Annotated in this window: 23 protein-coding genes, 1 pseudogene and 1 other annotated feature; of the genes and pseudogenes, 21 read left to right on the top strand and 3 right to left on the bottom strand. The window is 43.9% G+C overall.

Annotated features, from left to right (window positions below; genetic code table 11):
- The first annotated feature begins 111 nt into the window (after nt 1-111).
- From JQX68_RS14140 to rpmA, 14 genes are all read left to right on the top strand, one after another.
- On the top strand, nt 112-858 hold the full coding sequence (locus JQX68_RS14140) for a prepilin peptidase (protein WP_136654296.1): 747 nt from the start codon (nt 112-114) through the stop codon (nt 856-858).
- Between the two features lie 133 nt (nt 859-991).
- A complete protein-coding gene (locus JQX68_RS14135; RefSeq protein ID WP_147772315.1) occupies nt 992-1,990 on the top strand; it encodes an SPOR domain-containing protein in 999 nt (332 codons plus the stop codon).
- Between the two features lie 151 nt (nt 1,991-2,141).
- Complete coding sequence (locus tag JQX68_RS14130; protein ID WP_040082267.1) at nt 2,142-2,711, top strand: Maf family nucleotide pyrophosphatase; 570 nt, start codon at nt 2,142-2,144, stop codon at nt 2,709-2,711.
- 36 nt (nt 2,712-2,747) lie between these two features.
- Nucleotides 2,748-3,443 carry a RadC family protein gene (gene radC / locus JQX68_RS14125; protein WP_014664850.1) on the top strand — a complete coding sequence of 232 codons (696 nt, stop codon included), beginning with the start codon at nt 2,748-2,750 and terminating at the stop codon, nt 3,441-3,443.
- Between the two features lie 91 nt (nt 3,444-3,534).
- Nucleotides 3,535-4,548, top strand: coding sequence for a cell shape-determining protein MreB (gene mreB, locus JQX68_RS14120; protein WP_003229650.1), 1,014 nt, complete (start codon nt 3,535-3,537; stop codon nt 4,546-4,548).
- Between the two features lie 30 nt (nt 4,549-4,578).
- Nucleotides 4,579-5,451 carry a rod shape-determining protein MreC gene (gene mreC, locus JQX68_RS14115; RefSeq protein ID WP_040082268.1) on the top strand — a complete coding sequence of 291 codons (873 nt, stop codon included), beginning with the start codon at nt 4,579-4,581 and terminating at the stop codon, nt 5,449-5,451.
- Nucleotides 5,448-5,966: a rod shape-determining protein MreD gene (gene mreD, locus JQX68_RS14110; RefSeq protein ID WP_014664848.1), complete on the top strand. Its 519-nt coding sequence runs from the start codon at nt 5,448-5,450 to the stop codon at nt 5,964-5,966. The genes mreC and mreD overlap by 4 nt, the downstream gene beginning before the upstream one ends.
- A gap of 52 nt (nt 5,967-6,018) precedes the next feature.
- Nucleotides 6,019-6,699, top strand: a complete 681-nt coding sequence (gene minC, locus JQX68_RS14105; protein ID WP_014664847.1) for a septum site-determining protein MinC — start codon at nt 6,019-6,021, stop codon at nt 6,697-6,699.
- Between the two features lies 1 nt (nt 6,700).
- The gene (gene minD / locus JQX68_RS14100) at nt 6,701-7,507 is read left to right on the top strand and encodes a septum site-determining protein MinD (RefSeq protein ID WP_014664846.1); all 807 of its coding nucleotides are present in this window, start codon (nt 6,701-6,703) and stop codon (nt 7,505-7,507) included.
- Nucleotides 7,508-7,655: 148 nt separating this feature from the next.
- Nucleotides 7,656-8,450: a stage IV sporulation protein SpoIVFA gene (spoIVFA, locus tag JQX68_RS14095; protein ID WP_014664845.1), complete on the top strand. Its 795-nt coding sequence runs from the start codon at nt 7,656-7,658 to the stop codon at nt 8,448-8,450.
- Nucleotides 8,443-9,309, top strand: coding sequence for a stage IV sporulation intramembrane metalloprotease SpoIVFB (spoIVFB, locus tag JQX68_RS14090; RefSeq protein WP_014664844.1), 867 nt, complete (start codon nt 8,443-8,445; stop codon nt 9,307-9,309). The genes spoIVFA and spoIVFB overlap by 8 nt, the downstream gene beginning before the upstream one ends.
- Nucleotides 9,310-9,366: 57 nt before the next feature.
- Nucleotides 9,367-9,442 (top strand) — a sequence feature (ribosomal protein L21 leader region).
- A gap of 13 nt (nt 9,443-9,455) precedes the next feature.
- Nucleotides 9,456-9,764, top strand: coding sequence for a 50S ribosomal protein L21 (gene rplU / locus JQX68_RS14085; protein ID WP_010330275.1), 309 nt, complete (start codon nt 9,456-9,458; stop codon nt 9,762-9,764).
- Between the two features lie 2 nt (nt 9,765-9,766).
- A complete protein-coding gene (locus JQX68_RS14080) occupies nt 9,767-10,105 on the top strand; it encodes a ribosomal-processing cysteine protease Prp (protein ID WP_014477547.1) in 339 nt (112 codons plus the stop codon).
- 12 nt (nt 10,106-10,117) lie between these two features.
- Nucleotides 10,118-10,402 carry a 50S ribosomal protein L27 gene (gene rpmA, locus JQX68_RS14075; RefSeq protein WP_003222623.1) on the top strand — a complete coding sequence of 95 codons (285 nt, stop codon included), beginning with the start codon at nt 10,118-10,120 and terminating at the stop codon, nt 10,400-10,402.
- Between the two features lie 120 nt (nt 10,403-10,522).
- Here rpmA and JQX68_RS14070 read toward each other — a convergent pair.
- Nucleotides 10,523-10,647: pseudogene (locus JQX68_RS14070) on the bottom strand (hypothetical protein).
- A 77-nt stretch (nt 10,648-10,724) separates the two neighbouring features.
- Between JQX68_RS14070 and spo0B the strand changes: the two are divergent.
- Genes spo0B through pheA form a run of 4 tightly spaced genes read left to right on the top strand, consistent with a single transcriptional unit; the run spans nt 10,725 to nt 14,000 of the window.
- Nucleotides 10,725-11,303, top strand: a complete 579-nt coding sequence (gene spo0B / locus JQX68_RS14065; protein ID WP_014664842.1) for a sporulation initiation phosphotransferase Sop0B — start codon at nt 10,725-10,727, stop codon at nt 11,301-11,303.
- A 32-nt stretch (nt 11,304-11,335) separates the two neighbouring features.
- Complete coding sequence (gene obgE, locus JQX68_RS14060) at nt 11,336-12,622, top strand: GTPase ObgE (RefSeq protein ID WP_014664841.1); 1,287 nt, start codon at nt 11,336-11,338, stop codon at nt 12,620-12,622.
- Between the two features lie 60 nt (nt 12,623-12,682).
- Complete coding sequence (thrR, locus tag JQX68_RS14055) at nt 12,683-13,126, top strand: transcriptional regulator ThrR (RefSeq protein WP_003222630.1); 444 nt, start codon at nt 12,683-12,685, stop codon at nt 13,124-13,126.
- A 16-nt stretch (nt 13,127-13,142) separates the two neighbouring features.
- Nucleotides 13,143-14,000 carry a prephenate dehydratase gene (gene pheA / locus JQX68_RS14050; RefSeq protein WP_040082272.1) on the top strand — a complete coding sequence of 286 codons (858 nt, stop codon included), beginning with the start codon at nt 13,143-13,145 and terminating at the stop codon, nt 13,998-14,000.
- Between the two features lie 23 nt (nt 14,001-14,023).
- Here pheA and JQX68_RS14045 read toward each other — a convergent pair whose 3' ends face one another.
- Both JQX68_RS14045 and JQX68_RS14040 read right to left on the bottom strand, forming a co-directional pair.
- The gene (locus JQX68_RS14045; RefSeq protein WP_069149991.1) at nt 14,024-14,566 is read right to left on the bottom strand and encodes a transcription repressor NadR; all 543 of its coding nucleotides are present in this window, start codon (nt 14,564-14,566) and stop codon (nt 14,024-14,026) included.
- The gene (locus tag JQX68_RS14040; protein ID WP_136654294.1) at nt 14,526-15,713 is read right to left on the bottom strand and encodes an IscS subfamily cysteine desulfurase; all 1,188 of its coding nucleotides are present in this window, start codon (nt 15,711-15,713) and stop codon (nt 14,526-14,528) included. The genes JQX68_RS14045 and JQX68_RS14040 overlap by 41 nt, the downstream gene beginning before the upstream one ends.
- A 102-nt stretch (nt 15,714-15,815) precedes the next feature.
- Between JQX68_RS14040 and nadB the strand changes: the two genes are divergently transcribed.
- From nadB to nadA, 3 genes are read left to right on the top strand one after another with little or no spacing between them, the layout of a single operon-like run.
- Nucleotides 15,816-17,408 carry an L-aspartate oxidase gene (gene nadB / locus JQX68_RS14035; RefSeq protein ID WP_040082275.1) on the top strand — a complete coding sequence of 531 codons (1,593 nt, stop codon included), beginning with the start codon at nt 15,816-15,818 and terminating at the stop codon, nt 17,406-17,408.
- Entirely contained in the window at nt 17,362-18,231 is an 870-nt protein-coding gene (nadC, locus tag JQX68_RS14030) for a carboxylating nicotinate-nucleotide diphosphorylase (protein WP_014664836.1), read from the top strand. Before nadB ends, nadC begins: the two co-directional genes overlap by 47 nt.
- Nucleotides 18,218-19,324: a quinolinate synthase NadA gene (gene nadA / locus JQX68_RS14025; protein WP_147772313.1), complete on the top strand. Its 1,107-nt coding sequence runs from the start codon at nt 18,218-18,220 to the stop codon at nt 19,322-19,324. The genes nadC and nadA overlap by 14 nt, the downstream gene beginning before the upstream one ends.
- Nucleotides 19,325-19,366 lie beyond the last annotated feature (42 nt).

Genomic DNA, 19,366 nt, shown 5'->3' with positions numbered 1-19,366 from the left:
AAGATTCTGCCGGCTTTTTTATGTGTAAAATTGCATAATCCCGATTGGAGTTCAGGTTTCTCATTTTGCTACAATCAATACCATAACTCAGTGAGTAAAGGTGTGTTGTCTATGCTATTCATTCTTTTTATCTTCGGGCTTATCCTTGGTTCTTTTTACTATACGGCCGGACGCCGTATCCCCTTACATCTATCTATTATCGCGCCCCGTTCATCATGCTCGTTTTGCCGGCGGGCTTTGACCCCTGCAGAATTAATTCCCATCCTGTCATTCCTATTTCAAAAAGGTAAATGTAAAAGCTGCGGGCATAGGATTTCTTTTATGTATCCCGCGGCAGAGCTTGTGACAGCGTGTTTATTTGCCGCCGCAGGAATACGCTTTGGCATGTCGCTGGAATTGTTAACCGCTGTCGTGTTTCTCTCTCTTCTCATTATTGTTGCAGTGACAGATCTTCATTATATGCTGATTCCAAATCGAATATTGATTTTTTTCCTTCCCTTTTTGGTCGCTGCGAGATTGATTTCTCCGCTTGATTCCTGGTATGCAGGCCTGTTAGGTGCTGCAGCCGGATTTCTATTTCTGGCTTTAATTGCCGCAATCACTCATGGGGGAGTAGGGGGAGGAGATATTAAATTATTTGCGGTGATTGGCTTTGTGCTTGGTGTGAAAATGCTGGCGGCTGCCTTTTTCTTTTCTGTTTTGATAGGCGCATTGTACGGGTCGGCAGCTGTTCTGACTGGTAGACTCGCCAAAAAGCAGCCGCTTCCCTTTGCCCCTGCAATAGCGGCAGGGAGTATTTTAACCTATTTATATGGGAACTCTATCATTTCGTTTTATATCAAAATGGCATCGGGATGACTGCTGAAAAATTTGACGAACGTTTTTTGGACAAGACGACAAAAGTCTTGTTCTTTTTTTTTTCGCCTGTGCTAAAGTGTGTAGCATGAAAAGCCGACAAGAACGGTCAAGCAAATGAAGGGAGGAAGCGGAATTGAAAAAAAGAAAGAATAAAAAAAACAGTAAAGCCGCAGAAAAAGCCCTCAAGGTGACGATTAATGGAAAAGAAGAGACAGTTTACGAACAAGAGACGCAAGATACAGAGGCGGATAAAAGCATGACATTTTCAAATTGGGAGGAAAAAAGAAAGGCAGAACAAGAGGTTGCGGCATCCCAGGAACATCCTGATGAAGATGAATTTAATTGGGATTCCGAGGAGGACAAGGTGTTTAAAGAGGACCCTAAAGTTGTACCTCCTTATCAAAAGAAAAAATCAAAGTCTTATGCAAAAGGAAAGACCGGGACTGCCAAACCAGTAAAAAGAGTGGCTGCGACGATTGCCTTCGCGGCTGTCATTGGCACTGGATTAGGGCTATTCGCGTTAAGCATATCGGGGAATAAAGAAGCGTCAGCACCGGCCTCTTTAGAGGATTCTCTAGGCAGCCAAACGGCAAAAGCCGGAGATGCTTCTGCTGATAAACAAACCTCAGGCACAGAAAAACAAGCGGCACAAACTGAAGGTACATACAAAACATACGCTGTGCAAGCCGGGAAATTTTCAAATGAAAAGGGTGCCGAAACGTTAACAAAACAATTGACCGAAAAAGGTTATTCCGCCGTGTCACTGTCAAAGGATGATGGGTATACGTATGTTATTGCAGGCTTAGCAAGTGAAAAGGATGTCTCACAGCAGTTAGGACAGCTTTTAATCGACAGTGATTTTGAAGCTTGGGGAGGTAAGGAGCTTTCTTTATCAATAGAGTCGGATATGACAGATTCTTTTAAGGAAACAGCGGAGCTTGCGACAAAGGCGATTCTCGGCGAAGACATTGCAAAAGCGAGTGTAGAAAAAATAGAAAAGTCGCTTGGTGAAACAAAAGCGTCAGAAACAGGAGAGAAAAAAGCGATTCTGCAGGCATTAAAGGAGTTAGAGGAGCCAAGTGCTGCAGCCGGATGGAAGGCTCAGCAGCAGCTGTTAGCCGTCGTTAAATAAGAGAAAATGCGTGAGCCTTCGTCCTTTAGTGACAGGCTTTTTTTATTTTGTCATGAAAAAGTTATTTTTCTGAAATTGTGACAAGCCCCGTGATTTGGTAGGATAAACGAGTATCTTTTTTTCTTAAGCAAACCCTGAAAGGATGACGAACATGACAAAACCGCTAATACTTGCATCACAATCTCCGCGCAGGAAAGAACTCCTCGATCTTCTCCAGCTGCCCTACTCCATTATTGTCAGTGAAGTAGAAGAAAAATTAAATCGAAACCTTTCACCAGAAGAAAACGTCCAATGGTTGGCAAAACAAAAAGCTAAGGCTGTTGCTGATCTCCACCCGCATGCAATTGTTATCGGTGCTGATACAATGGTATGCCTTGACAGCGAATGCCTCGGAAAACCGCAGGATCAAGAAGAAGCTGCATCCATGCTGCGGAGGCTTTCAGGCCGAAGTCACTCAGTAATAACCGCGGTCAGCATTCAAGCTGAAAATCACAGCGAGACTTTTTATGATAAGACAGAAGTTGCGTTTTGGCCCCTCAGTGAAGAAGAGATTTGGACGTATATTGAAACAAAAGAGCCGATGGATAAAGCAGGTGCATACGGCATCCAAGGAAGAGGCGCGCTTTTTGTAAAGAAAATAGACGGAGATTATTATTCAGTCATGGGCCTTCCTATATCAAAAACAATGAGAGCTCTACGTCATTTTGATATAAAGGCATGATGATTTTATAAACGGGAAGGGAAAGAAAAGGAGTGCTTGGTCATACACGATCTGCCATTAAAACTCAGAGATTTCCCAACGAAAGAAAAGCCAAGAGAACGGCTCCTGAAAGTCGGAGCCGAGAACTTAGCGAATCATGAACTTTTGGCTATATTATTGCGGACAGGGACTAAACACGAATCTGTTTTGGAGCTGTCAAACCGGCTGCTGCGCTCTTTTGACGGGCTGCGTCTGCTGAAGGAAGCATCGGTTGAAGAGCTGTCAAGCATCCCGGGAATCGGTATGGTAAAAGCGATTCAAATACTGGCAGCAGTTGAGCTCGGAAGCCGGATTCATAAATTAGCCAACGAAGAACATTTCGTCATTCGCTCCCCGGAAGACGGCGCTAATCTTGTCATGGAGGATATGCGCTTTTTAACCCAGGAGCATTTTGTCTGTTTATACTTAAATACAAAAAATCAAGTCATCCATAAACGCACCGTATTTATCGGAAGCCTGAATTCATCTATTGTCCACCCGCGAGAGGTGTTTAAAGAAGCGTTTAAACGATCTGCCGCTTCCTTTATCTGTGTTCATAATCATCCTTCTGGAGATCCGACGCCGAGCAGGGAAGATATTGAAGTGACAAGACGGCTGTTTGAATGCGGAAACCTGATTGGCATCGAGCTGCTCGACCATTTGGTGATCGGGGACAAAAAATTTGTGAGTTTAAAGGAAAAAGGATATTTGTAACACTTTTTTTTTCGTCGAATTAAGCTATAATAGAGTTTATGAGTTTTTCCCTTTAGGGTATTTTTGCTTTAAGAAAGGAAGATACATACATATGTTTGGAATTGGTGCAAGAGACCTTGGTATAGATCTTGGAACTGCGAATACGCTTGTTTTTGTAAAAGGAAAAGGAATTGTTGTGAGAGAGCCGTCAGTTGTCGCTTTGCAGACGGATACGAAATCGATTGTTGCTGTCGGAAATGATGCGAAAAATATGATTGGACGGACACCGGGCAACGTGGTGGCTCTGCGCCCGATGAAAGACGGCGTTATCGCTGATTATGAAACAACGGCGACGATGATGAAATATTACATCAATCAGGCCATTAAAAATAAAGGCATGTTTGCCAGAAAACCATATGTAATGGTATGTGTTCCATCAGGTATTACAGCTGTTGAAGAACGCGCTGTTATCGATGCGACAAGACAGGCGGGAGCGCGTGACGCGTATCCGATTGAAGAGCCATTTGCTGCAGCAATCGGAGCCAATCTGCCAGTTTGGGAACCGACTGGAAGCATGGTTGTTGATATCGGAGGCGGTACGACAGAAGTTGCGATTATTTCCCTCGGAGGCATCGTAACGTCTCAATCAATCCGCGTAGCCGGTGATGAGATGGATGACGCGATTATCAACTACATCAGAAAAACATACAACCTGATGATCGGTGACCGTACGGCTGAAGCGATTAAAATGGAAATCGGATCTGCAGAAGCTCCTGAAGAGTCCGATAACATGGAAATCCGCGGACGCGATCTGCTGACAGGTCTGCCGAAAACAATCGAAATTACAGGAAAAGAGATTTCTAACGCTCTACGCGACACTGTATCTACAATTGTTGAAGCCGTGAAGAGCACACTCGAAAAAACACCGCCTGAGCTTGCAGCAGATATCATGGACAGAGGTATAGTGTTAACCGGCGGCGGAGCGCTTCTTCGCAATTTGGACAAAGTCATTAGCGAAGAAACGAAAATGCCGGTCCTTATCGCCGAAGATCCGCTTGATTGTGTAGCGATCGGAACAGGGAAAGCACTGGAGCACATCCATCTTTTCAAAGGGAAAACTAGATAATCGGGAGTTCAATAGAAGAGGTGTAACACGATGCCGAATAAGCGGTTAATGCTATTACTTCTGTGTATTATCATATTGGTGGCTATGATTGGATTTTCGCTGAAGGGCGGCCGCAATACCACCTGGCCTGAGAAAGTGATCGGCGATACGACGGGAGTATTTCAAAATATTTTTCATACGCCTGCCGAATTTTTTGCAGGAATATTTGAGAACATCAATGATTTAAAAAACACATACAAAGAAAACGAGCGTCTGAGAGAAAAGCTTGACGGACAGACACAATATGAAGCCAAGCTTCAAGAGCTTGAAGAAGAAAACAAATCCTTGCGTGCCGAGCTTGGCCATGTCAAATCGATTAAGGATTACAAGCCGATTTTGGCAACGGTCATCGCCAGAAGCCCTGATAATTGGGCGAAACAGGTCACCATTAACAAGGGGACTCAGCAAAACGTAGCGAAAGATATGGCCGTTACGAACGAAAAAGGCGCATTAATCGGCAAGATCAAAAGTTCCGGACTGAACAATTTCACTTCAACTGTTCAGCTTTTAAGCGATACTGACCGCAATAACAGAGTCGCGACGAAAATTTCCGGAAAAAAAGGCAGCAAAGGCTACGGCTTGATCGAAGGGTATGACAAAGAGAAAAAACGTCTTAAGATGACAATTATTGAGCGTAAGGATAAACAAGACGTGAAAAAAGGCGATCTTATTGAAACATCAGGCACAGGCGGTGTTTTCCCAGAAGGGCTGACAATCGGTGAAGTGACTGATATCGAGTCAGATTCCTATGGATTAACGAAGGTTGCTTATGTAAAACCTGCGGCTGACCTTACCGATTTAAATAATGTGATCGTTGTTAACCGTGACGTGCCGACTGTCGATACAGAGGAGGAAGGATCGTGAAACGTTTCCTTCTCCCTTTCGTTATGATGCTTGTTTTTTCTGCGGAAAGCATTTTTACAGATTTGGTGCATTTTCCTTTCGTTACAGACGACCAAGTGCTCGCTCCGCGTTTTTTGATGCTTGTATTGATATTCATGTCGGCTTTTATCAACCAAAAACACGCGATGATTTACGGATTTATATTTGGTTTTCTATATGACATGAACTATACAAGTCTATTAGGTGTTTACATGTTTGGTTTTGCCGGGCTATGCTATTTGGCTTCAAAAGCGTTTAAAGTGCTGCATACAAACGCATTTGTAGTGATATTGATAGCAGTTCTGGCTGTCTGTCTGCTCGAATTTTACGTATTCGGCATTCAGTCTTTGATTCATAAAGATATTATGACGTTTAACGGATTTGTGCTTGACCGGTTTATACCGACAATTTTATTGAATATTGTAGCAGCTCTTATTCTTGTTCTGCCGTTTAGATTATTTTTTATGAGTCTAAAGAAAGAATTGAGAGATGAGTAAAAAGGATTTTATCTTTTTTTGACGAAATGAGTATGTTGTTGAGGTGAATATTGTGAAGACCAAAAAGCAGCAATATGTAACGATAAAAGGAACAAAGAATGGGTTAACATTGCATCTGGATGATGCGTGTTCTTTTGATGAGCTTCTCGATGGTCTTCAGAATATGCTGTCAATTGAACAATATACCGATGGAAAAGGCCAGAAAATCAGCGTCCATGTTAAGCTGGGAAATCGCTTTTTATATAAGGAGCAAGAGGAACAGCTGACTGAATTGATTGCGTCAAAGAAAGATTTGTTTGTTCATTCTATTGACAGTGAAGTCATTACTAAAAAAGAAGCACAGCGGATAAAAGAGGAAGCCGAAATTATTTCTGTTTCAAAAATTGTCCGTTCAGGCCAGGTGCTGCAGGTAAAAGGCGACTTGCTCCTGATCGGTGATGTGAATCCCGGCGGAACAGTCAGGGCCGGAGGGAACATTTTTGTTCTGGGCTCCCTGAAAGGAATCGCGCACGCCGGTTTTAACGGAAATAATCAAGCGGTCATCGCCGCCTCTGAAATGCTGCCGACACAATTAAGAATCAATCATGTGTTAAATCGCTCCCCAGACCACATTCAAAAAGGGAACGAAATGGAATGTGCTTATTTAGATACAGACGGAAATATGGTCATTGAACGCCTTCAACATTTGGCTCATTTAAGACCTGATCTAACAAGGCTTGAGGGAGGAATGTGAATTGGGTGAGGCTATCGTAATAACTTCGGGAAAAGGCGGAGTAGGTAAAACAACAACATCTGCGAACCTCGGTACCGCCTTAGCCATTTTAGGGAAGCGCGTATGCTTAGTGGATACTGATATAGGACTGCGCAACCTTGATGTTGTAATGGGTCTTGAAAATAGAATTATTTACGATCTTGTAGACGTTGTAGAGGGCAGATGCAAAATGCATCAGGCGCTCGTAAAAGACAAACGTTTTGATGATCTGCTCTATTTAATGCCTGCTGCTCAAACGAGCGATAAGACAGCTGTTGCTCCTGAACAAATTAAAAACATGGTCCAAGAGCTCAAACAGGAATTTGACTATGTCATCATAGACTGTCCTGCGGGAATCGAGCAAGGGTACAAAAATGCCGTTTCCGGAGCTGATAAAGCGATTGTGGTCACTACGCCTGAAATCTCAGCCGTTCGTGATGCTGACCGTATTATAGGGCTGCTGGAGCAAGAAGAAAATGTTGAATCGCCGCGGCTTGTTGTAAACAGAATCAGAAATCACCTGATGAAAAACGGTGACACGATGGATATCGACGAAATCGTACAGCATCTGTCGATCGATTTGCTCGGAATCGTGGCTGATGATGATGAAGTCATTAAAGCTTCCAATCATGGCGAACCGATTGCGATGGACCCGAAAAACCGCGCTTCCATTGCATATCGAAATATTGCCCGCCGTATTTTAGGTGAATCTGTTCCTTTACAAGTGCTTGAAGAGCAAAACAAAGGAATGATGGCTAAGATTAAGTCATTTTTCGGCGTAAGATCTTAATGTGATAGAATCAAAGAGAAGAATCTGACAAAGCAAATGCTGTGTCAGGTTTTTTTGTTTTTGTCTGCTTTGTTCCTGACTAAACCGAATATTTGCCATGGACAAGACATATGATGTACAAACCCAACGAATGCAAAGGATGATGGCAATGAGTCACAGAGCAGATGAAATCAGAAAACGATTAGAGAAAAGAAGAAAACAGCTTTCCGGCTCAAAACGTTTCTCTACTCAGACAGTTTCTGAAAAGCAGAAACCCCCGTCCTGGGTGATGGTAACGGATCAGGAAAAGCATGGAACACTTCCGGTCTACGAAGATAACATGCCAACATTCAACGGAAAACACCCATTGGTGAAAACAGATTCAATTATCCTGAAATGTCTTCTTTCGGCCTGCCTTGTTCTCGTTTCGGCTATAGCCTATAAAACAAACATTGGACCTGCCAGCCAGATTAAACCCGCAGTTGCCAAAACTTTCGAAACTGAATTTCAATTTGCTTCGGCAAGCCATTGGTTTGAAACGAAATTTGGAAATCCGCTTGCTTTTCTGGCTCCTGAACACAAAGATAAGGAACAGCAGGTTGAAGTAAGCAAAGATCTGGTCGCGCCTGCATCCGGGAAAGTACAGCAGGATTTTCAGAACAATGGGGAAGGAATTAAAGTTGAAACAAGCAGCGATACGATTGATAGCGTAAAGGAAGGCTATGTGGTTGAAGTCAGCAAAGACAGCCAGACGGGATTGACGGTTAAGGTGCAGCATGCTGACAACACCTACAGTATTTATGGCGAGCTCAAAGATGTGGATGTTGCTTTATATGATTTTGTGGATAAAGGCAAAAAGCTTGGTTCAATTAAGCTTGATGATCATAATAAAGGGGTCTATTATTTTGCCATGAAAGACGGCGATAAATTTATTGATCCGATTCAGGTGATTTCATTTGAATAAATGGCTCGACCTTATCTTAAAGATCCATGTGCATCCTTTTCTTTGGATTATTGCGGCGCTGGGGCTGCTCACAGGCCATATGAAAGCATTATTATGTCTGCTCCTGATTGTATTGATTCATGAGCTGGGGCATGCTGCTCTGGCTGTGTTTTTTTCTTGGAGAATCAAGCGTGTATTTTTGCTGCCGTTTGGCGGAACGGTTGAAGTGGAAGAGCACGGGAATCGGCCGTTAAAGGAAGAATTTGCGGTCATTATTGCCGGCCCTCTTCAGCACATCTGGCTTCAGGTTGCTGCCTGGATGCTTGCAGAAGCCTCAGTGATTCATCAGCATACCTTTGAACTCTTCACCTTTTATAATCTTTCTATTTTATTTGTCAATCTACTGCCGATTTGGCCGCTGGATGGCGGAAAACTGTTATTTTTATTGTTTTCCAAACAGCTGCCCTTTCAAAAGGCTCACCGGCTCAATCTAAAAACGTCGCTCTGCTTCTGCCTGTTGCTCGGGTGCTGGGTTTTATTTGTGATTCCTCTGCAAATCAGCGCATGGGTTTTGTTTGTCTTTCTGGCTGTTTCTTTGTTTGAGGAATATAGGCAAAGGCACTATATCCATGTGAGATTTCTTCTTGAAAGGTATTATGGGAAAAACCGGGACCTTGAGAAACTTCTGCCGCTGACAGTAAAGGCGGAGGATAAAGTCTATCACGTGATGGCCGAGTTCAAACGCGGCTGCAAACATCCAATTATTATTGAGAAATCAGGCGAGAAGCTCAGCCAGCTTGACGAGAATGAAGTGTTGCACGCTTACTTTGCCGATAAGCGGACGAATTCCTCCATGGAGGAACTGCTGCTGCCTTACTAAAACTGATTGACAAACGCCTTGTATTTTGATATATTTTTTAATGTTATGGATGTAGCACCATTGCTACAACCGCTCAGTACAGGTGTTAAGAGCTTTTACAGCCCCCTGGTATCTGGCGAGTCTTAGTCTAATAGGAGGTGCAGAGAATGTACGCAATCATTAAAACAGGCGGTAAACAAATCAAAGTTGAAGAAGGCCAAACTGTTTACATCGAAAAACTTGCTGCTGAAGCAGGTGAAACAGTTACTTTTGAAGACGTTTTGTTTGTTGGCGGAGACAACGTGAAAGTCGGCAACCCTACAGTTGAAGGCGCGACAGTAACGGCTAAAGTTGAAAAACAAGGCCGCGCGAAAAAAATCACTGTTTTCAGATACAAAGCAAAGAAAAACGTTCATAAAAAACAAGGTCATCGTCAGCCTTACACTAAATTGACGATCGAAAAAATCAACGCGTAAGCATGATTCAGGCAACAATCAGAAGGTCTCATGATAAAGGCATATTGTCTTTTGAAATGACGGGCCATGCGAATTTTGCTGAACATGGACAAGATCTTGTTTGTGCCGGAGTGACAGCCGTTGTGTTTGGAGCCGTTAACGCGGTCATTGTGCTCGCAGGCTTCGAGCCGCTTCTTGATATAGGAGAGGACGGGGGTTATTTTTATTTTGAATTTCCTGAATCTCTTGATCCGGATGCGCGCCAAAAAGCTCAGCTGCTGATTGAAGGCATGATTGTTTCGCTAGAGACAATCGAACGAGATTACAAAGACAACTTGCGTGTGACCACAAACATAATATAGGAGGTGAGCTACATGCTTAGATTAGATCTTCAGTTTTTCGCTTCTAAAAAAGGAGTAGGTTCTACAAAGAACGGACGTGACTCTGAGGCTAAACGTTTAGGTGCTAAACGTGCTGACGGTCAATTCGTAACAGGCGGTTCTATCCTTTACCGTCAACGCGGAACAAAAATTTACCCAGGTGAAAACGTGGGCCGCGGCGGAGATGACACTCTATTTGCGAAAATCGACGGAACTGTTAAATTCGAACGTTTCGGCCGTGACCGCAAAAAAGTGAGCGTATATCCTGTAGCTCAATAATGATTCAAAAAACTCCGGTCGTTGATGACTGGAGTTTTTTTTGCAATACGCGGAGTAAACACCTAGAATGAAATGCAGAGTATGTGCGAGCAGACCCCGCCAAGAATGAGAATAAACATCTCAAACCCACTGGATATGTTCCCCAAGCAGTAATACATAAAATGTTCTGCCTGGCTGCAAATCAACCAAAGCGCCAGAAAAAAGGAACATGATATTTCTGGGAAAAACAATTGTTTTTCTAACAAAGCCTTCTCTGTTATAATTCATAATACACACTTATACAGACTCCTAAATAAGAAATTAAATGATTGGGAGTGCGAAAATGAAGGATGTTTCAAAAAATCAAGAAGAAAATATAAGCGACACGGCATTAACAAACGAACTGATTCATCTGCTTAGCCATTCCCGGCATGATTGGATGAATAAGCTGCAGCTGATTAAAGGAAACTTAAGCTTACAGAAGTATGATCGCGTCTTTGAAATGATTGAAGAAATGGTTATAGACGCAAAGCACGAATCAAAGCTCTCAAACCTGAAAACACCGCATTTGGCGTTTGATTTTCTTACATTTAATTGGAAAACCCATTATATGACGCTTGAATATGAAGTTCTTGGAGAAATTAAGGATTTGTCGGCTTATGACCAAAAGCTGGCGAAACTGATGAGAAAGCTGTTTGATTTGTTTGATCAAGCGGTCAGCAGAGAGAGTGAAAACCATTTAACGGTTTCGCTCCAAACAGATCATCCTGACAGACAATTGATTCTATACCTTGATTTCCACGGCGCCTTTGCCGATCCATCTGCTTTTGATGATATTCGGCAGAATGGATATGAGGAAGTTGATATCATGCGTTTTAAAATCACAAGTCACGAATGTCTGATTGAAATTGGATTGGACTAGCGGAGTTTTTAACGGTTAGAACGGAGGACATTATGTTTGTAGATCAGGTCAAAGTATATGTAAAAGGCGGCGACGGCGGCAACGGGATGGTTGCGTTTCGCCGTGAAAAATATGTGCCGAAAGGCGGCCCTGCCGGCGGCGACGGAGGAAAGGGAGGAGACGTCGTTTTTGAAGTGGATGAAGGTCTCCGCACCCTGATGGATTTTAGATACAAAAAACACTTTAAAGCGATTCGCGGCGAGCATGGCATGTCCAAAAACCAGCACGGACGAAATGCTGATGATATGGTCATTAAAGTTCCGCCGGGCACCGTTGTGACAGACGATGATACAAAACAGGTCATCGCTGATTTAACAGAGCACGGACAGCGGGCTGTCATTGCAAGAGGCGGAAGAGGCGGAAGAGGGAATAGCCGCTTTGCTACACCGGCTAATCCCGCGCCTCAGCTTTCAGAAAACGGCGAGCCGGGAAAAGAACGCTACATTGTTCTTGAATTAAAAGTGCTTGCAGATGTCGGACTTGTCGGGTTCCCGAGCGTAGGAAAATCGACGTTGCTGTCTGTTGTCTCATCTGCAAAACCGAAAATTGCGGACTATCACTTTACAACGCTTGTGCCGAATCTCGGTATGGTTGAAACGGATGACGGACGCAGCTTTGTAATGGCAGATTTACCAGGACTGATTGAAGGCGCACACCAAGGCGTCGGACTTGGCCATCAGTTTTTGCGCCATATTGAACGGACACGAGTTATTGTTCATGTCATTGACATGTCCGGCTTAGAAGGCCGCGATCCGTATGATGATTATGTCACGATTAATCAGGAACTGAGCGAGTACAATCTGCGACTCACTGAGCGTCCGCAAATTATCGTTGCAAATAAAATGGACATGCCGGAGGCTGCAGAAAATCTTGAAGCCTTTAAAGAAAAACTGACGGATGATTATCCGGTATTCCCGATCAGCGCGGTGACAAGAGAAGGCCTTCGCGAGCTTCTGTTTGAGGTTGCCAATCAGCTTGAGAACACACCGGAGTTCCCGCTGTATGATGAGGAAGAGCTTACACAAAACCGTGTCATGTACACGATGGAAAATGAAGAAGTGCCATTTAACATTACACGCGATCCAGACGGTGTATTTGTGCTTTCAGGAGATAGCCTTGAGCGATTATTCAAGATGACTGATTTCTCACGTGATGAATCGGTTAAACGGTTTGCGAGACAGATGCGCGGAATGGGTGTTGATGAAGCACTCAGAGAACGCGGAGCCAAGGATGGAGATATTATCAGGCTTCTTGAATTTGAATTTGAATTTATTGATTAATGAAAGTTGGCTGAGAAGAGAGCCTGGTGTCAGGCTCTCTATTTTAAAGGGGAGATGCAAATGAAAGAGGAGACATTTTATCTTGTCCGTGAAGATGTATTGCCCGATGCAATGAGAAAAACGTTGGAAGTCAAAAAGCTGCTTGATCGAAAAAAAGCAGACTCAGTAGCAGATGCCGTTCAAAAGGTTGATTTAAGCCGAAGTGCATTTTATAAATACAGAGATGCTGTTTTTCCATTCTACACTATGGTTAAAGAACAAATTATCACACTTTTCTTTCATTTAGAGGACAGGTCAGGTGCGTTATCTCAGCTCCTTCAGGCGGTAGCTGATTCTGGTAGCAACGTTCTTTCCATTCACCAGACCATTCCGCTTCAAGGGAGAGCAAATGTGACACTGTCTATCAGTACGTCTGCAATGGAAGAAGACATTCATACATTAATGAATAAGCTCAGGAAGTTTGATTTTGTAGAAAAGGTTGAAATATTAGGTTCAGGTGCATAAGGGAGAGAAAATCGTCATGAAAGTCGGTTATTTAGGTCCAGCAGCTACATTTACACATCTAGCAGTCAGTTCTTGTTTTCAAAACGGCGCCGAACATGTGGCTTACCGCACCATTCCGGAGTGTATAGATGCGGCAGTTGCAGGCGAAGTTGATTTCGCTTTTGTTCCTTTGGAAAATGCATTAGAAGGATCAGTAAATCTGACAATAGACTATTTAATACATGAACAGCCCTTGCCAATCGTGGGTGAAATGACGTTGCCGATTCATCAGCATTTGCTCGTCCATCCCTCTAGAGAGAATGCGTGGAAAGAGCTCGACAAAATTTACTCACATTCACACGCGATTGCGCAATGCCATAAATTTCTCCATCGTCAATTTCCTTCCGTTCCATATGAATACGCCAATTCTACCGGGGCGGCAGCAAAGTTTGTCAGTGACCATCCCGAGCTGAATATCGGGGTCATTGCCAATGATATGGCAGCTTCTACATACGAATTAAAAATCGTGAAACGGGATATACAGGATTATAGGGACAATCATACAAGATTTGTTATCCTGTCCCCGGATGAAAACATATCTTTTGAAGTGAATTCAAAATTGAGTTCCAGGCCGAAAACGACCTTAATGGTCATGCTTCCGCAGGATGATCAGTCGGGGGCGCTGCATAGAGTGCTGTCTGCATTTTCTTGGAGGAATTTAAACTTGTCAAAAATTGAGTCACGTCCGACTAAAACGGGATTAGGCCATTATTTCTTTATTATTGATATTGAGAAAGCATTTGATGATGTATTGATTCCAGGAGCCATGCAGGAGCTTGAAGCGCTTGGCTGCAAAGTGAAGCTTTTGGGTGCATACCAGTCCTACCAATTATAAAAAAGCCCTCTAGAGGGCTTTTTTTAGTCTTTAATTAAAATGCCGGCTTCTTCGAGTGCTTGGCATGCTTGATCGATGCGGTGTTCATCAGATGCTGTCAATGTATGTAGATGCACGCCGTCGGTCAGCTGTGACAAGTAGGCAGCATTCGTAGAATTGATTTTTTTAATGAAATGGCTAACTTCCTTCCGGGTGCCTACTTGGATGGCTGCAGTTAAATCTCCGTAAACGGGATGCTCAATTTTTACGTCTTTCACTGTAACGCCTTCGTCCACGATGAGCTGCAGTTCCTCTTCTGTCCGTTCAGGACTGTGCAGACATGCTATGATCCTTTCCGCCTGCTGGTGCTGCTGAGCGGCCGCATCCATGTATACATATCCTTGGCTTGTGGCGATAATCGGTTCATTTTTCGCTTTCAAGAGCGATATATCCTGTACAATAACCTGTCTTGAAACGTTTGCTTTTTTTGCGAGTTCTCCTCCTGTCAGAGGTGATGTAGATTCCTTCAGCCACAGAAGAAGCTGGTCACGCCTGTTGGCGCCCATAAGCTTTAATTCCTCGGTCAATATCAAATTCTCCTTTCTTTTGTTCCCAAAGCATTGTAAACGTATGTAATAACTGATCCAGCTGGTCAGCTGTTGTATGCCTGCCAAAAGAGATGCGGATAAATTGCAGAGCCTCTTGTTCCGTTTTTCTTAATGCTTTCATCGTTGCTGACGGACCGTGGTAACCGGCAGAACAAGCGCTGCCCGTTGAAATGCAAATATTGCTCCGATTACATTCTAACATAACATATTGTCCTTCAAATGAGTGAAAAAAACACCCTACAATATGCGGAAGACATTCTGTTTGTGAAGTATCTGCCGCAAGGGTTACAGGGAGAGACCGCATACGGATTTGGTCTAGAAAGTATGTTCTTAATGCCTTATTGCGGGATATCTGTTTTTCCATTTCGCTTACGATCCATTCCGCCGCGGCAGTGAAGGCTCCGATCCCGGGAACATTTACGGTGCCGGCTCTGAATCCTCGTTCGTGAGTAGTGAGAGGATAAACGGGTTTCCAAGGGACATCCGGCCGGATATAGACCGCACCCACTCCTTTAGGTCCATGGATTTTATGGCTCGATATTGAGAGTGCATCTACTCCCAAATCTTCTGTATTGATAGGAATTTTCCCAAACGTTTGAACAGCGTCGCAATGAAGAAGAATACCCCTGTTATGCAGGTATGAAGACAGACGTTGAATGGGCTGAATGATCCCGGTTTCAGAATTGGCATGCTGAATCGATATCAAGCCTGTCTCCGGACGGATATGAGCTGCTAATATTTTCTCGGTAATAAGCCCGTATTCATTCGGTTGAATGATGGTGACATCAAATCCATGCTGTTCCAGATATGCAGCACAGTTTTGAATAGACTGATGCTCCATGGCGGTCGTAATAAAATGTCTTTTCGTTTTTGGCAGGCCGTTTAGCAATGATTGAATGGCCAGAAAATTAGATTCAGTGCCGCCGCTTGTAAAATAGATGCCGCTTGCTTCACCGCCAATGATGTTGGCGATTTTTTCACGGCAGTACTCCAGTATGTGATTTGCTTTTCCTCCTGCATCGTGCAGGCTGCTTGCATTTCCGTACATATCCATGCTGAGCTTCTGATATACGTTAAGAGCCTCCTCACAAATCGGCGTTGTCGCTGCATAATCTAAATAAATCATCCGGTCTTCCTCCATCCGTTCTCCATAAAAAACTCTTGAGTTTATTTTATCCTTGTGTAAATATAGGTGTCAAGACAGGTGTAAACAACAGGAGGGTGACATATGTCTAAAAAGACGATTACAGTCATCGGTTCAGGGGCGGCGGCACTTTCTTTAGCGGCAGCTTTCCCGCCGTCATACGAAGTGACTGTTATCACAAAAAAAAGCGCCAAAAACAGCAATTCTGTCTATGCACAAGGCGGGATTGCTGCGGCCTATACAAAAGATGACTCGATTGAAGCCCATCTGGAGGATACGTTATACGCAGGGTGCGGCCATAATAATCCAGCTATTGCAGCAGATGTGTTACATGATGGAAAAATGATGATTCAAAGCCTATTGGAGCGTGAATTTCCATTTGACCGCAATGAACGAGGCGATGTTTGTCTCGGAAGAGAAGGAGCCCACTCATACAACCGTATATTTCATGCGGGCGGAGACGCAACAGGCAGGTTGCTTGTCGATTATTTGCTCAAACGGATCGACAGCAAAATTAAGTTAATCGAGCATGAAACGGCAGCAGAGTTGCTTATAGAGGATGGCCGCTGTATCGGCGTTATGACAAAAGACTGCAAGGGGCGGCTCAAGGTAAGGCATGCAGACGAAGTTGTGCTGGCTGCCGGCGGCTGCGGAAACCTGTTTCTTCATCATACGAATGATCCCTCTGTCACAGGTGACGGTCTTTCTCTTGCTTACAGGGCCGGAGCGGAAGTAACGGATTTAGAGTTTACACAGTTTCACCCGACACTGCTTGTGAAAAATGGTGTTTCCTATGGGCTTGTTTCAGAAGCTGTCAGAGGGGAAGGCGGATGTTTAGTAGACGAAAACGGCCGCCGGGTTATGGCTGAACGGCATCCTTTAGGTGACCTGGCTCCAAGGGATGTTGTCTCACGGGTTATTCATGAGGAAATGGCAAAAGGAAATCACGTTTATATTGACTTCAGTGCGATTTCTGATTTTGAAGCGCGTTTCCCTACCATCACCGCCATTTGTGAAAAAGCAGGGGTTGATATCCATAGTGGAAAAATCCCTGTTGCTCCGGGAATGCACTTCTTAATGGGAGGTGTTTCAGTTAATCGCTGGGGAGAAACGACAGTACCGGGGCTTTATGCGATTGGCGAGACTGCATGCTCTGGTTTACATGGAGCAAACCGGCTTGCGAGCAATTCCTTATTGGAGGCGCTGGTGTTTGGAAAAAGAGCAGCAGAGCATATTATGCAAAAACCGGTTTATAACAGGCAATATCAAGCGACTCCCAAAAACGTATTCTACGAGGTGCCGGATATAGAGGTGCATGAACTGCAAAGCAAAATGACAAGCCACATGTCTATTCTGCGGGAACAAAGCAGTTTGATTGAGCTTAGCATCTGGCTTCATACGCTGCCTTTTCAAAAAATGAATGTGAAGGATATCACAATTCGGCAGCTGGAGCTTTCTCATTTATGGCAAACTGCAAAGCTGATGACGTTTTCTGCGCTTTTACGGGAGGAAAGCAGGGGGGCACACTTCCGCACCGATTTTCCTCATGCTGAGGTGAGCTGGCAGGGAAGACAAATTGTCCATACAAAAAAAGGAACGAAGATCAGAATAAACGAGGGGATTTGGAACAATGAATCATTTACAGCTGAAAAAATTACTGAATCACTTTTTTCTTGAGGATATTGGGTCAGGGGATCTTACATCGCAGTCTATTTTTGGAGAGCAGAGCTGTGAAGCGGAGATTGTTGCAAAGTCAGAGGGGATCTTTGCAGGGGCTGCGGTGATAAAAGAAGGCTTTGCTTTATTAGATAAAAATGTTCAAATCATTTTACACAAAAAAGATGGGGACATTTTGCGAAAAGGTGAAGTGATTGCAGTATTACGAGGTCCGGCGGCAGCGCTTCTTTCAGGAGAGCGGGTCGTATTAAATCTTATTCAGAGGCTGTCAGGAATTGCGACGATGACAAGAGAGGCTGTCCACAGGCTGGATGATGAACAGATTAAAATTTGTGACACGAGAAAAACAACACCGGGGCTGAGAATGCTGGAAAAATACGCTGTCAGAGCGGGTGGCGGGTATAATCATCGATTCGGCTTGTATGACGGTGTCATGATTAAAGACAATCATATTGCTGCATGCGGCTCTATTTTAGAGGCATGCCAGAAAGCTCGTCAGGCCGTGGGGCACATGGTAAATATCGAAGTGGAAATTGAAACGGAGGACCAGCTTCGAGAAGCAATTGAAGCAGGAGCAGATGTTATTATGTTTGACAACTGTCCGCCAGATACGGTCCGTCATTTTTCAAAGCTCACACCGGATCATATAAAAACTGAAGCCTCTGGCGGGATTACGTTAGAATCTTTGCCTGCTTTTAAAGGGACGGGTGTGAATTATATTTCCTTAGGATTTCTGACTCATTCCGTCAAAAGTTTAGATATCAGCATGGATGTTACGTTATCAAATGAATCTGTGGAGGAATGCCGTTATGTCAATTCTTGATGTGATCAAACAATCGAATGATATGATGCCGGAAAGTTACAAAGGACTGTCAAGAAAGGATATGGAAATGCGTGTTGCTGCCATTAAGGAAAAGTTCGGCAGCAGGCTCTTTATACCAGGCCATCATTATCAAAAGGATGAAGTGATACAATTTGCTGACCAAACCGGCGACTCCCTGCAATTGGCCCAAGTAGCGGAAAAAAACAAAGAAGCGGATTACATTGTATTTTGCGGCGTTCACTTTATGGCAGAGACCGCTGATATGCTGACAGGCGAGCAGCAAACGGTTGTCCTGCCAGATATGAGAGCTGGATGTTCTATGGCTGACATGGCTGACATGCAGCAAACCAATAGGGCATGGGAGAAGCTTCAGCATATATTTGGAGATACGATCATACCTTTAACTTATGTGAACTCCACTGCGGAGATCAAGGCATTCGTCGGAAAGCATGGCGGAGCAACTGTGACTTCTTCGAATGCGAAAAAAGTGCTTGAATGGGCGTTTACACAGAAAAAAAGAATTTTATTTTTGCCTGATCAGCATTTAGGGAGAAATACGGCTTATGATCTGGGCATTGCGCTTGAAGATATGGCGGTGTGGGACCCGATTACAGATGAATTAGTGACTGAATCCGAGCATACGAATGTGAAAGTGATTTTGTGGAAAGGGCATTGTTCTGTTCATGAGAAATTCACCACTAAAAATATCCATGATATGAGAGAGCGTGACCCCGACATTCACATCATTGTGCACCCGGAATGCTCCCACGAAGTCGTGACACTAAGCGATGATAGCGGATCAACTAAATATATTATCGACACAATCAACCAGGCTCCGGCGGGAAGCAAGTGGGCAATCGGGACAGAAATGAATCTTGTCCAGCGGATCATTCATGAGCACCCTGATAAACAAATCGAATCACTCAACCCTGACATGTGCCCTTGCCTGACAATGAACCGAATCGATCTGCCGCATTTGTTGTGGTCGTTGGAACAAATTGAAAAAGGAGAGCCTTCAGGCGTCATTAAGGTGCCAAAAGCCATTCAGGAGGATGCACTCCTTGCCCTGAATCGAATGCTTTCGATCACGTAGATCAGAAATATTTCCCTTCCTGTACTCATAACTTCTTTTGTT

It is taken from the genome of Bacillus sp. LJBS06 (assembly GCF_016924995.1).
Taxonomy (GTDB): Bacteria; Bacillota; Bacilli; order Bacillales; family Bacillaceae; genus Bacillus; species Bacillus stercoris.
The sequence above is the reverse complement of the archived record's forward strand: the minus strand, read 5'-3'. Positions and strand labels throughout refer to the sequence as shown.